The sequence below is a fragment of the Wolbachia endosymbiont (group A) of Gastracanthus pulcherrimus genome (genome assembly GCF_964028265.1).
Lineage (GTDB): Bacteria > Pseudomonadota > Alphaproteobacteria > Rickettsiales > Anaplasmataceae > Wolbachia > Wolbachia pipientis.
Genome location: NZ_OZ034763.1, coordinates 852,145 through 866,606, shown reverse-complemented (window position 1 = coordinate 866,606; position 14,462 = coordinate 852,145). Strand labels below are relative to the sequence as shown.

Here is a 14,462-nt window from a genome sequence, read left to right as displayed (position 1 = left end):
TGGTAACCTCAACACTAGATGGGCTTTTTTCTTCAAACATAGCATTCACTTGATTAAAAGACAATCTGGAACATCGAATAAACCTGATGGAAAAGAGAGAGAATGGTTATAAAATAGGAGGTATAGCAAGAGAATAGAGAGGAAAGATGAGCTTAAATTACCATAATCTAAAAGAACATCCGAGAAATTTTCGAGATGTAACAGGTTTGAAAATAGAAGAATTCGAAAAGGTTGTAGGAAAAGTGCGCCCAGAGTGGGAAAAAGTTCAAGAACAGAAGAAATACCATGGAAGAACGTCAAGATTGCCTGTATTGGAAGATAAAATACTCTGTATAATTCTATATTATCGAACTTACATAACGTACCGATTCTTGAGCTACCTATTCAACTTGCATAACTCAAACATCTGCAGATTACTCAAAAAAATGGAACCTCTTTTGGCTAAAGAAATCTCAATAAAAAAGGACAGAACTATTACTCCAGAAAGAATTTTGAAGATATTAGCAGATGTTACAGAACAACCAATACAACGGCCAAAAGATAGAAAGAAAAGAAAATTGTCTTACTCCGGAAAAAAAAAGATTAAACACAATGAAAAAGGAAATCATTATAAGAGACGATGGACAAATTCTATCAGTGTCAAAGTCACACAGAGGTCGAATTCATGATTTTAAGATACGAAAACAGGAAAAAATGTTGCCAAAAGAGAATATAAAGTATGCTGATTCTGGTTATCAAGGGTGGCAAAAATTGCAGAGTAACGTTGTAATTCCATATAAAAGGTATCGAAAAAAATCGCTGACCGATGATCAAAAAGAGCACAATCGAAAGCTGGCATCATTTAGAATGAGAGTAGAGCATAAAATTCGTGAAATTAAGGTTTTTAAAATCATGTCGCATACCTATCGCAATTTTCAGAAGAAATACAACATGAGATTTAACATAATTGCTGGTCTGGTAAACCTCAAACATGAGTTTTAATTGATCCTCCTGTTAACCTAACTCATCCTTCAATTAGTTCCATACCGTTTCGCAGTAGGTCTATTGTAAAAAGGAGAAAGAGAGATGCTACCTAAGATTTTAAAGAATTTTAACGTATTCGTTGATGGCCGTGGTTATGCAGGAAAAATAGATGAAATAACCTTGCCGAAGCTCACGATTAAAACTGAGGAATATAGAGCTGGTGGTATGGATATTCCAGTAAATATTGATATGGGTATGGAAAAGTTAAGACCTACTGCGAAACGGTATGGAACTAATTGAAGGATGAGTTAGGTTAACAGGAGGATCAATTAAAACTCATGTTTGAGGTTTACCAGACCAGCAATTATGTTAAATCTCATGTTGTATTTCTTCTGAAAATTGCGATAGGTATGCGACATGATTTTAAAAACCTTAATTTCACGAATTTTATGCTCTACTCTCATTCTAAATGATGCCAGCTTTCGATTGTGCTCTTTTTGATCATCGGTCAGCGATTTTTTTCGATACCTTTTATATGGAATTACAACGTTACTCTGCAATTTTTGCCACCCTTGATAACCAGAATCAGCATACTTTATATTCTCTTTTGGCAACATTTTTTCCTGTTTTCGTATCTTAAAATCATGAATTCGACCTCTGTGTGACTTTGACACTGATAGAATTTGTCCATCGTCTCTTATAATGATTTCCTTTTTCATTGTGTTTAATCTTTTTTTTTCCGGAGTAAGACAATTTTCTTTTCTTTCTATCTTTTGGCCGTTGTATTGGTTGTTCTGTAACATCTGCTAATATCTTCAAAATTCTTTCTGGAGTAATAGTTCTGTCCTTTTTTATTGAGATTTCTTTAGCCAAAAGAGGTTCCATTTTTTTGAGTAATCTGCAGATGTTTGAGTTATGCAAGTTGAATAGGTAGCTCAAGAATCGGTACGTTATGTAAGTTCGATAATATAGAATTATACAGAGTATTTTATCTTCCAATACAGGCAATCTTGACGTTCTTCCATGGTATTTCTTCTGTTCTTGAACTTTTTCCCACTCTGGGCGCACTTTTCCTACAACCTTTTCGAATTCTTCTATTTTCAAACCTGTTACATCTCGAAAATTTCTCGGATGTTCTTTTAGATTATGGTAATTTAAGCTCATCTTTCCTCTCTATTCTCTTGCTATACCTCCTATTTTATAACCATTCTCTCTCTTTTCCATCAGGTTTATTCGATGTTCCAGATTGTCTTTTAATCAAGTGAATGCTATGTTTGAAGAAAAAAGCCCATCTAGTGTTGAGGTTACCATATGTGCTCAGCGTAAGATAAAACAAGAAAATAGCGGAATAACGCTTCAAAGTGGTACTGCCATCTGGTGAAATTGAAGTGTTAGCTACATCATTAATGGATGAACAAAAGTTTCAAACTGGAGGATTTAAGGAGTTATATTTTTTACGCTGGAGAGTTGAGACATTTTTTGCAAAACTCAAAGGAAGACTAAGTCTAGAAAATTTTACAAGAAAAAGTGTTGAGTCTGTTAAACAGGATTTTTGGTCAGCTATCTTTATTAGCAACCTAGAAAGTGTTATGACAGAAGATGTAGAAGAAGCGTTGAATGTGGACTTAACCGACGATAAGCTTAAGAGGAGCTACCTTCTACCTAGCAATTTCTTCCCTAGAAACCCTTCTTAATTCTTCACGTTCTGCCCATGAAACCTTTTTGTTGTTAGACTCGCTTATTACTTCAGGACGCATTAATCCACCAGATCTTTCAAAATATCCCTGTTCAATAGCATCGTAGACCCAGTAGTTACCAAGCTCGCAATCATTGCCTAACTCTTCTTCGCAACCTTTGAATTTTTCTAATATTTCCTCTCTATTACTCACTTCTACTATAATTTTGCTTTTATTCTGTATGTCAGGATACAGCCTAACGTCTACATTTCCCAAACTAGTATAGAAAGTTAATACTACATCGCTGCCTTCTGTAAGATCTGTGTAATTCCTTATGCCATCTTCAGTTTTAATTTCTACTTCACTATTACCGATCTTTACTATATTTCTTCCACACTTTACATCCCCATCTGTTAGACCTAAATCCCTTGCCCCATCTGTTATCTTTATAATGTCTATTTTACTATCTTTAGAATATTCTAAGTAAAAAACGGAGTTGTCTACTCTTACATCTTTTAGCTCGCTATTGGTTGCACTTTTTGCGATTTCAATAAATTTATGAGAATTGCTAATATAATCTCTATAAGCTTTTTTTAGGTTAGTTTTATGCTCTTTAAATTCTGATGTCAGTGTGTTAGCATCAACTGTATTACCAAACACTGCCCCTTTTGATACTAATTGACATATTATATTACTAGCAACTTTAGGATTTTTTTCCAACTCACTGATTTTTTTCATCACATAATCGGTAAAAGTGTACTCATTACCTGAAAAGAAATCTTGTGAAAGAGAATAGTTTAATCGTACACCAGACTTTATAGCATCGTTTACAATCTCTTCAAGTTCAGCCATGTTTTGAGCCTGAAACACCTTATCAGAAAACTCATTTAACTTTTCCTTTTGATTTGAGGTTAAATTAACGAGTAATTTACTGACCTGTCCTTTCTTTTGCTGACGATAAATAATATTTTTATCATAATCTAATGCTCCTGCTTTTAGAAATATTTTTCTTAACTCTTGAGCAAGATCTTCATTATCCCAAGCAAAAACGATCAACATACGAAAACACTTTTGATTCACCCATTCCTTGCCGAATATTTAGCACCACTTTTAGGTCTGAGTCTCTTTTATGCTTACTTAAAAACTCCTTTAAATTTTTAGTGCAGTCTGAATCACACACAAGTAAGTCATACAATTCCTTATTCATCTTTTTCTGTTTATCAGTTAAGAATAATTCTTCTATATTATAGCAGAGTTTATTAGTTGCTATTTGTTGTGGAGTTTTGCCCTTTCTACTTGTTATATTAGGGTTAGCTCCTTTTAAGAGAAGAGAGTTTGCATTATCGTAATGACCTATGGCAGCAGCAATGTATAATGGTGTTTTTCCTTTGTTATCTTGTATATTAGGATCTGCACCTGCACCTAAAAGTAAATCTATAGCCTGATTTCCTGTACGACGAAATCCAACAATATTTGCTCCTGCAATTGCATGCAATACTGTTGATTGAGATTCTCCTCTTCTGAAATTAAGAATTACTTTTAAATCTTTATTGTTTTTATTACCATGTAAAAATTCTTCAAGGGGCTCAGTATTATCAAATGAACCACAGTTAGAAGCCAAACATTTTAGAGCACTAAGTAACTTTTTGTTTAAATTTTTTTGACTTGGCGTAAGATCGTGATCTAGAGCAAACCAAACACAAATTTGCTCGCTTAGTCCAAGTTTGCTATCAACTAAAGAAGGTAGTTCATTATGATTTCTAACTGATGGTAAATCTCCTGAGTACCACATATCATTCATCAGCTCATTTAATAAATGTTCTTTAGATGATAGATGTTCTATAATGGATTCATATTCAATATCATATAGTTCTGGTTTGGATTTTGGTTTTAGTAGATTGATGATAGATTTTACCATCCCAGTAGACTCACCCATATTTACCCTTTAAGCTAAGATATATGATATATTGTATGTGATATGTAACATTAAGTCAACTAACTTTTTAAAAAAATATTTTAGTGAAGATACCATGCTAGCTAGTGTTATAAGGAATTGAATTATTGACTCTTCTGAAATTGCAAAAAAGGTCATATATTTGTGAGAACACGTTGCGTAAAAATAAGGTTATAAAAATAGAAGATTTAAATTATTTCCATAAGCTTGAGCAAATTAGTTCGTATATAAATTTGGTGAAAGTAGGCTAAAATAGCTAGTTTCGTGTTGTATTAAAATTACTATAAAGGAAAGTTCGCACGGATCTAGCGGCAGTCCAATCCATACCAAAAAAACTTGTTCTCACGGATGTTACTTATGCTTTCTCGAAGCATTTAGGTTTTTTACATAATGTACGCTCAATTGGTAGCAACGTGTTTAACAATATTATTGCAAAAATATGTTGAACTTGTATAATTTAGGATACGGTTTTTTGTTGTAAAAGAAATGGATAAAAGAAAAATACAATCTTTCTTAAGCACACGATATCTCGACGCAACTAGTATTTATGACAGTTTAAGCAAAGTAGAATTCAGTAGTGATGATTCAGGTAATCCATTAACATGGGCAGATAATGATCATATAATTAATTTTATGAATCAGGCACTTGGAGAAGACGAACTTGCCTACTACATTGCGCCCATTGGCTTTGGCTTTTATAAAAAAGAGTATATTATGGATTCACTTAAACATATTTGTAAAAGGCGAACGAAAGATGGCTCTATAATAAATGACCACTATGGTACTGAATTAGATAAGCCTTTTGTCTTTATAGCTAATACTACAACGGTTCTTGCTGATGAGTCTAATGATGTTGACAAAGTAGGAGGGGCTCACTGGATTAGTTGGGTGTTGTTACCTAAAAAATACAAAAACGTAGCTGGTAAAGTAATAGAGAATGATAAGTATAGGGTTTATCTTTTTGATTCCTCCGCTCAAGCAAATATTCCTGCAGAGCTTAAGAATGGTCTGACTAGCAAGACAATGACTGACAATCTTTTTCCTTTGTGTGAAAAAAATGAAGTAGATTTTTTTGATACCAGGAAGCTAACGGGACAACAAATGAATGGATCTGACTGTGGTTGGTGGGCTTGTTATTATGCATTGATGACCGTGTATGCTGGGGATGTAGAATTTCTCAAAAAATTGCAAGGAAGAAAGTTATCTGCAAAGCCTTTACGGAGTATAATGGATTTGCAGGAAAGCATTCAGAATGAAGGCAAAAGAAGGGAGAAAGTTCCTAAAGAAAAAGTTTATGGTTTTGGAGATAGAAGTAGTTCTTCTTTGCTTACTGATCAAGAAAGTGATTTATCATCAGATGATACAGATCTTGCAGAGGATGAACTAACCGAAAGAGCAATTTGTTTTGTTACCCCTTTTGTTAAGGCATTTGAGAAAAAAATGTCTGAATATGATGAAGAAGGAGCACCGGGTTCAAAACGAAAGAAGGCGGGCAAGTTATTAGGTTCGCTTGATTCTTTAATGAGGAGTTCTACAAAACCAGGTCTGCACATACCCAATGAAGGTGATCGTCATGTTGGACAAGCGTTTTTTCTCGCGGCAAAAAAGCTTGTGGATTTCTTTTTAGAAAGAGACCATAGGAAGAGAGCGAAAGTGGTTTCTGGAGGAATGAAGTCTGCTAAAAGTTACCAGAGAGAGATTTGTGTAAAAGTTGGCTTAGAAATTTTTCAAAAGTTCTATAAGGTGTTGTCTAGGATTACAGATGCTGATCAAGTTTTTAGGGGGAAGAAAGTAGTAGTCTGGCAAAGGGGAATGGAAAAGTTAGCAGTTGATGCTGTGCATAGATTAATGAGTTATACTGCAGTCAATGACGTAGAAGGGTCTTTAATTGATTTTATGGTTCAGGGTGTTATTCTAGGTCAGTCAGCAAGAGACACCGTAGCTAAGACTTTACATCTAAGACCATATGGATATAAAGTGCAGGATGGGAGAATGGGTGTAGTCCTTTCGACTGGAGAATTGTATGAAGAGGTGGGAATAGAAAAAGTGGAGCATAATACTGTTAAGTATTATGAATTGAAGAAACTTGGTGGTGTTAAGCGATATGGCTATCGATATCCTTTTTCGTGGGAATTGAAAAATTGGTCAGAGATAGAGGAAAAATATGTGCTTAATCAAAAAGATAAGGAAGAAGGAGAGGAGTCTCAATGTATTCTGAGTGACGAGAAAAAAGCAAGATTAGCTTGCGATATATTACAAGGGATTAATGGACGGGAGTGTGCGCAAAAAAAAGATGTAGAAGATGTAGTAAGGCTTATTAACAAACAAGTTGAAGGTACGCGTCCCTTTTCCTTTGCTTTTTACAAGCTACCGGATATCTTCATTTTCAGAACAAAGATAATGGAAGAATTAGATATTAAGTTACATGGTAGAAGTCAAGAGATAGAAAATTCGCAGGTGGTCGTAGTTACTGGGGAATCCGGAGTAGGAAAAAGCGAACTTGCTAGAGCCTATGGGTTTTGTAAAAGGGGGACTTGCAACTGGGCGAAGATTATGTGGATGGATGCCTCGTCATATGCAACTCTTTCAGGCTCATTTCGTCAGCTAGCTAAAAAATTAGGAATTCCTTTAAAAGATAATAAAGGGTTAAAGAAGAAAGTCGAATCTATTGTCAGAAATGTATATAATCATCTCCAAGACGCAAAAAGTTTTTTTGTTTTTGATAATGCCAGTGAATGGGAGGAGGTTAAAAAGTTCTTACCATCTAGTTTTCGTTTGTTTTCTGATAGAGAAGGCCCTTTTATTTTAATTACTTCCTCTAACAGAGAGTGGAACGTAGAGGTAGCACGAGTACATCTGGGTAATTTCGATCCAAGAGAAGCTAGACTATTTCTTTTCGAAGCCTTGTCAGGTGAGCCAGCTGGGGTTATATTAAGGTTGTTGGAAACAGAAGTTCACTCCCCATTAAATTTGGCAAAGGTAGCAGGAGATGTGAAAGCAAAAAGTATTGGTATCAATGGATATCTGAAAGAAAAAGTTTTGACTGCCAGTGGTGCCATTGGTCAAATAAAAAAAGAAAAAATGTCGTATGGCATTTTAGGTTTTATGGCTTACTTAGTTTCCAATCAAATTGATGTAAGAAAGATTTTTTACCATAGAAAGTTAGAAAAAGACTTGGAAAAGGTTAGATCTGCAATCAATCTGCTTGAAAAGTTTTTCTTAATTGTGGTAGATAGATCAATGGCTAGGATTCATGAAGGAACACAAGAACTAGTAAGGTTAGAGTTAAGAAAAGAGGAGAGAGAGCAGAAAGTTATAAGAGAAATGTTGACATTGTTGGTGAGTGATGGCGTTACAGAGGAAAGTCACACTGTGTCTATTTGGGGTTATGCAGGTAAATATAAAGAGTTAGTTAGTGAGTTTATTCATTCTCCTTGTGGTGAAGATGATACTCCTATCTTACATTTACTAGCCAAAAGTGGTGATGAAAGAGTTATTCAGCTTATATTAGAGAAAATAGATCAAAGTCAATTAAAGTCAATTATTGATGCTGTTGATCAATTAGGTTTTGCTCCCTTGCATTATGCTGCTGAAAATGGTCACTTAAGTGTCGTTAGGTGCCTCATAGAAAAAGGGGCTAGTGTAGATTTACGAAACGAAGATTCGATGGTCCCCTTGCACTTTGCTGCTCAGTCTGGTCGATTCGACATTGTTAAGCAACTTGTGGAAAACAAAGCTAGTATAAATTTGCAGAACTTAGGTGATATGAGTCCTTTGCACTTTGCTGCTCAGTATGGTTACTTGGATATTGTGATGTGCCTCGTAGAGAACGGAGCTAATGTAAATTTACAGGATACGGATGGTATGAGTTCTTTGCACTACGCTGCTAGAGATGGTTATTTAAGTATCGTTGAGTACCTTGTAGGAAAAGAAGGGGTTGATATAAATTTGCAGGATGTGGATGGTATGAGTTCCTTGCACTTTGCTGCGCGGGACGGTCACTTAGATATCGTTGAGTGCCTTATGGCACGAGGAGTTGGGATAAATATGCCAAGTACGTGTTGTGTGACTCCTTTGTGCCTTGCTGTTGAATGTGGTCATTTAGATATCGTTAAGTGTCTCGTAGAAGGGGGAGCTAATATAGATAAAAAAGATGAAAATGGTGTAACTCCTTTGGAACGTGCTACTGAAAAGAACTACCCAGAGATCGCTGAATACCTAGTAATGAAGGGGGCTGATGTAGATTTAAAGGACATAGATATTATAACTCCCTTGCACGTTGCTGTTGAATGTGGTCGCTTAGATATCATTAAGGATGTTATAGAAGAAGGGGTTGATGTAAATTTCAAGGGTGAATATGGCGTGACTCTTTTGCACCTTGCTGCTGAAAATGGCTACTTAGATATTGTTAAGTACCTTGTAAAGAACGGAGCGGATGTAAATTTAAAAGATGGAGATTCGATGGTCCCCTTGCACTTTGCTGCTCAGAATGGTTACTTAAGTATCGTTAGGTACCTTGTAGAGCAAGGGGCTGATTCAGGTTTGCAGAACTATGATCGTATGATTTCCTTGCACCTTGCTGCTGATGGTGGTCACTTAGATGTTGTTAAGTACCTTGTAAAGAATGGAGCGAATGTAAATTCACTGGATGGCCGTAGTATGACTCCCTTGTGCTATGCTGCTCAGAGAGGTTGCTTAGATATTGTTAGGTTCCTTGTAGAGGGCGGAGCTAATATAGATTTAAAGGATGACCATAATGTAAGTCCTTTGGTCTATGCTGCTGAAAATGGTCACTTAGATGTTGTTAAGTACCTTGTAAAGAACGGAGCGGATGTAAATTTAAAAGATGGAGATTCGATGGTCTCTTTACACTGTGCTGCTGAAAATGGTCACTTAGATGTTGTTAAGTACCTTGTAAAGAACGGAGCGGATGTAAATTTAAAAGATGGAGATTCGATGGTCTCTTTACACTATGCTGCTAAAAATGGTTACTTAGGTATTGCTGAGCACCTTGTAAAGAATGGAGCGAATGTAAATTCACTGGATGGCCGTAGTATGACTCCTTTGCGTTATGCTGTTGAAAATGATTGCTATGAGGTTGCTAATTTCTTGAGAGGGAGGGAGGAATTTGCTATCCATAACCAAGATATTATGGCACAACCCTCATCAAACTTAACAGTACAGTCATGTAAAAGAAGATTAGGAAATGTAGGTGAAGGATCTGAGGAAAATAGGCCAGGTATAAAGCAGTTTCAACTTGATCCATCACACGTGTTAATGTTGCCTAAAATTTCCCTTGCTGGAATGCAAAGTGATACTCATAAAAGAAAGTTAATAGTTGGTTAGAAAACAGCTATTTACAGGAGCATGTAAAAAGTAGTAAAAAATTCCCCTGGTTTTAGCTACATGTCTAATAATAGATCGGAGAGAAAGTTTCTGTAAACCTCAAAAAGGCAACCGATAATACTCTAAAGCCCAGCACACAATTCGAGGAGGTAGTACATGGAGCAATTTATTTCTCCCTTTTAATCTGGAAGTTTACTTGCAAGTTCATAAGCACTAAGTAAACTTTTTAAGTAAAATAGCTCCTTTTTTAGCGCACTGAATAAACTTCCTCCATTATTGCTGTGTAACAAGTCATATACGGAGCTATTATCCACTTACAAGTAGTGCTTATGTTGGTGAGATTCTATCTTTAACTCGTCCATATTACACCTTGGTGAGCTTGAATAGCATTTTGCCAAGATTTTATTACTATTAAGCAGTGGTTCAAAATGATCATGTGCCTTATTTATTATATGTAAGACATCATTGTCATCATAATCTATCCTATTATACTCACCTGCACTGATTGATCCCGAACTATCTACTTGTTGATGCAAGTATGGATCTTGTTGCTCACCAGTAGCATTTAATGGATTACTCTCTACAACATGCAATTTTACATCATATTTTCTACAAAGTATTCTACCTTCGATATCGGTACGCCCCCAGAACTGATTATTTTCAATGCTATTGATATATTGGTCACACGTAGTTCCACGATTTACGAATTCACTTTCAACCTCATCAAAGTCATTGCCAATTTTAATTATAAACCACTCTGGAGGATTGTCTTGCGCAAACCTCTTACACTCATTCCTTAACTGCTCTACAGTAACTTTGATTCCCTTCTGTTGTTCTAGACTTTGCCTGAATGAATCAAAAAAACAGCTTCCATTATTGATTGCTTGCCCTAAACAGAAGTCATCAGGTATGTTTGATTTTTGCTCTTTATCACCTTGTTTTTCTGCCTTTTCAATAATTTCTTCCTCTAAACCAAAAATCTTACTCCGATCAGTCATAGTTTGGGCAGTTGAGTTAATTGTTTCGGAATATTGACAACGTTCTCCTAATCTAGTAAAGAAACCTTGTTCTATAGCCTGATTAACTGGTAAACCTCCCCATAAGACATTTTCTCCTATTTTTTCATTACAATTTTTTAATCGTTCCAGTAGATTTTGATTACTCACTTCTACCTTTACCCGATCTTTATTTTGCTTATCAGGGTATAACCGCACTTCTAGGCCTCCTAGGCTAGTACCTAAAGTTAGTAAAATATCGCTATCATCTGTAAGATCTACATAATTTCTCGTACCATTTTTCACCATAATTTCCACCTCATTTTTGCCAAATTTTACCACATGCCTTTCACATCCTACCACGTCCATCCTATTTGTAATTTTTGCAACATCTATTATGCTGCTCTCTGAATATTCCAAGCAGAAGTTACCACGATCTATTTTTGCACCACATAACTTACCACTTGTTGCGTTTCTTGCAGCTTCTATAAACTTATCAGTGTTATTAATGTAGCTTGCGTAAGCTTTTATGACATTAGCTTCATGGTCTTTAAATTTTAGTTGCAATTCATCCATTAGATTTATACTATTTCTATCATAGAATACCGCCCCTCGTGATATCAAACTACATACTATATCACTAGCAATTTTGGGGTTCATCTTTAACTTGCTAATTCTTCTCATCACATAATCTGTAAAGCTATACCAATTACATGCAATAGGGTCTTCTGGAGGAAGGCTCCTGTTAAAATTTAGTTTTATTCCAAATTTAATGGCTTCATGTACTACGTCTTCTAACTGTTCTATACTTCGACTTTCAGTTACTTTACATAGAAATTTGTCTAATTCCATCTCTTGGTTTGGCTCCAAACTATTCCACAGATAATCATAAGACTTTCGTTGTTTACAAAGATCTGCACCATAAAATGGTAATCCTGCATCTGAGAGTAACCTCATTGCTTCAATACAGACATCTCGATTATGCCGACAGATATACTCTATATGTTGTACTGCTTCTAACTTGCCTTCCTTCTCAATACTCAAAACTACTTTTAGATCTGGGTTATTCTTGTGCTTATCCAAAAACTCTCTAAGGTTTCTAGTAAAGCTATTAAAGCACTCTGAATGGTTTGAATTTATATGCCAATCTTTATGTAAAGATACATCAAACATCCTGTACAACTCTTCACTAAGCTCCTTTTGTTTTTTAGTCAAAAAGAGCCCCACCACATTGTAGCAACCACCATCAATTGCGATCTGTTGTGGAGTTTCTCCTTGCCTATTACATATATTGGGATCAGCACTTTTCCAAAGTAGGGAGTTTACAGCTTCATCGTTACCAATAGCAGCAGCGTGGTGCAAAGGTGTATTTCCTTCGCTATCCTGGGCATTACGATCTGCTCCTGCTGCCAAGAGTAAACCTATAGGACGATTCTCCTGATCACGACCCATCTCATATGTACGAACTCCTGAAAGCGCATGCAATACTGTTTCTTTAGATCCCCCCCTTCTAAGGTTGAGAATAACTTCCAGATCTGGATTACCTTCATTACCTTTTAACAATTTTTCAAGCTCGAAAACGCTGCCATTATCATAAACAGAAGGGGCTCCATCATCATACCAGTCTAGATGTTGTATAATATCTAATAGCCTTTTGTTTAACTCCTTTTGACTTTCTGTGAGGTCATGATCCTGAATAGACCAAACACAAACTTTTTTACGTAGCGGGCATCGACTATCCACTAAAGATGGAAGCATCTCATAACCTTTGGGTAAAGGCATCGCTACTTTAGTATACCAAGAATTACGTAGAACTAATATCCCAGCTATATCATCTTCTGAGTATCCTCGCCTTCTTAGGATTTGTGTCCGATCTTTATATGAAACTTGTGATAGATGTTCTTCCTTAATCAACTCATATTGACCATCGTACAATCCATTTATTTCTGAATAATCTTGCTTAGAATTCGGTTCCGGTTCTTCTAATAACCTACTTTCTTTTTGAATTTCTTCTTGTTTGGAACAACCATGTTCAATTTCCGTTTGAGTAAAATTGTCTACCTTAGTATTTGCGTCACTTAGCTCATCTGATACAACTCTTTCGTTCCTAACAACTTGAGATTTCAAATTTAAATCATCAAATTTTTCCTGTAGTGTGAGCAATTCCACAGTCAGATCCCGATTTTTTGATTCTTCTCGATTTATATGAATTCTTAGATCCTCAATTTCTCGTAAAAACTTATAATTATCTGAATCGTTATTTAATAGCTCCTCTTGTAAGGATTTTACTAAACCTTCCAACTCCTCATTTCTAAGTTGTAACTGATTTTTTGAAGCCTCATTTTTATCTTTATATTCGTTTAGATTTCTATTTGCTTCATCCAGAGAACGAATTTCACTCTTTGCATCACCTAACTTATCATTTAACTCTTTAATCAACAAACTCATTTCTTGCATTTGCAATCTTGACTCCTCACTCAATTGTTCCAATCTTTTTTTTTCTTGATGGGACCAAAGTACCTGTCCCTCTAGATTGTCTATCGTAGCTTTACTATCTTTGGGTTCTTTTTCTACATCCTGCAACCGCAACAGAAGCTTACATTCTGCTTCTGTTGCCATTTCCTCTATATAATTATTATTTTTTAGATCTTGTTGTAATTTTTCCATCTTTTTTTCGACTGCATGACTTTCGTCAGAAAGCCTATCAGTTTTATTCTTCATTTCTTCAAGTGTACCAAATAAATTTTCTACTTCTTTTGCTAACTCACCTACCACTCCTTCTTGAAGTCCACAGCATTCACCTACGCCCTCAATAATATTTGCAATATATTTAACCAAAGGAGACATCATTCCGATAGAATAGGCTTCTTCTCCATTCTCACCTGCACCATTAGAACATATCTGCTTAAGTATTTCTTGAATAGAATTAGTTGATTGCATGTCTAAAGACAAATCACTTAACATTTTTCCCCCCTCTAAATACCTTGCTGAACACATTCAACAAGTTTATTGATTCCTTTTCTAATTTGCAGACCATTTCTTTACCAACTTGTTGATTTTTAATACACAAATCACCACTAACACATTAAACTACTTTTCTTACCTAACTGCAAATCAGCTTAGCTTGCATACTACCAAATAATCTATCAACTTGCAAGACCAATCATAAACTTTTTACCTTCGATGACACAAGCAACGTGTGTTCAAGAGCACTTCTGGGAAGAATATTACAGTAGATAGCGCTAATAGTAATTTGATTGTTTACTTTCTTTGAAAAGATAAAAATAGATCGTATATTTGTGAGAACAAGCCGCGTAAAAATAAGGTTATAAAAATAGGAGATTTAAATTATTTCCATAAGCTTAGGCAAAACAGTTCGTATGTAGATATGGATGAAATGTGCTAATATAGTTGATTTCAGCGTATAATAAAATCACCATATAAAAAAGTTCGTATGTATCATTTGGTAGACTACTTGGATCCAAGAAAAAGAATGATGTCATGCAAGCCCCTATGATGTCATTTCAG

Annotated in this window: 5 protein-coding genes and 3 pseudogenes; 4 read left to right on the top strand and 4 right to left on the bottom strand. The window is 35.5% G+C overall.

Features of this window, described 5'->3' with window-relative positions; translation table 11 throughout:
- The first annotated feature begins 146 nt into the window (after nt 1-146).
- Both ABWU47_RS04565 and ABWU47_RS04560 read left to right on the top strand, forming a co-directional pair.
- Nucleotides 147-981: pseudogene (locus tag ABWU47_RS04565) on the top strand (transposase family protein).
- An 84-nt stretch (nt 982-1,065) separates the two neighbouring features.
- A pseudogene (locus ABWU47_RS04560) lies at nt 1,066-1,230 on the top strand (phage major tail tube protein); the annotation flags it as partial.
- 62 nt (nt 1,231-1,292) lie between these two features.
- Here ABWU47_RS04560 and ABWU47_RS04555 read toward each other — a convergent pair.
- Nucleotides 1,293-2,127 (bottom strand): annotated as a pseudogene (locus tag ABWU47_RS04555) (transposase family protein).
- Nucleotides 2,128-2,351: 224 nt separating this feature from the next.
- Here ABWU47_RS04555 and ABWU47_RS04550 point away from each other — a divergent pair.
- Nucleotides 2,352-2,657, top strand: a complete 306-nt coding sequence (locus tag ABWU47_RS04550; RefSeq protein ID WP_353285595.1) for a transposase — start codon at nt 2,352-2,354, stop codon at nt 2,655-2,657.
- Here ABWU47_RS04550 and ABWU47_RS04545 read toward each other — a convergent pair.
- Nucleotides 2,622-3,719 (bottom strand): hypothetical protein, encoded by a 1,098-nt coding sequence (locus ABWU47_RS04545; protein WP_236717737.1) that lies wholly within the window; start codon nt 3,717-3,719, stop codon nt 2,622-2,624. The two genes, ABWU47_RS04550 and ABWU47_RS04545, sit on opposite strands and share 36 nt — an antisense overlap.
- Entirely contained in the window at nt 3,673-4,575 is a 903-nt protein-coding gene (locus ABWU47_RS04540; RefSeq protein WP_236717738.1) for an ankyrin repeat domain-containing protein, read from the bottom strand. Before ABWU47_RS04540 ends, ABWU47_RS04545 begins: the two co-directional genes overlap by 47 nt.
- Before the next feature lie 504 nt (nt 4,576-5,079).
- Between ABWU47_RS04540 and ABWU47_RS04535 the strand changes: the two genes are divergently transcribed.
- On the top strand, nt 5,080-9,939 hold the full coding sequence (locus ABWU47_RS04535; protein ID WP_353285594.1) for an ankyrin repeat domain-containing protein: 4,860 nt from the start codon (nt 5,080-5,082) through the stop codon (nt 9,937-9,939).
- A 314-nt stretch (nt 9,940-10,253) separates the two neighbouring features.
- Here ABWU47_RS04535 and ABWU47_RS04530 read toward each other — a convergent pair whose 3' ends face one another.
- Nucleotides 10,254-13,898 carry an ankyrin repeat domain-containing protein gene (locus tag ABWU47_RS04530; protein WP_353285593.1) on the bottom strand — a complete coding sequence of 1,215 codons (3,645 nt, stop codon included), beginning with the start codon at nt 13,896-13,898 and terminating at the stop codon, nt 10,254-10,256.
- Between the last annotated feature and the right edge of the window lie 564 nt (nt 13,899-14,462).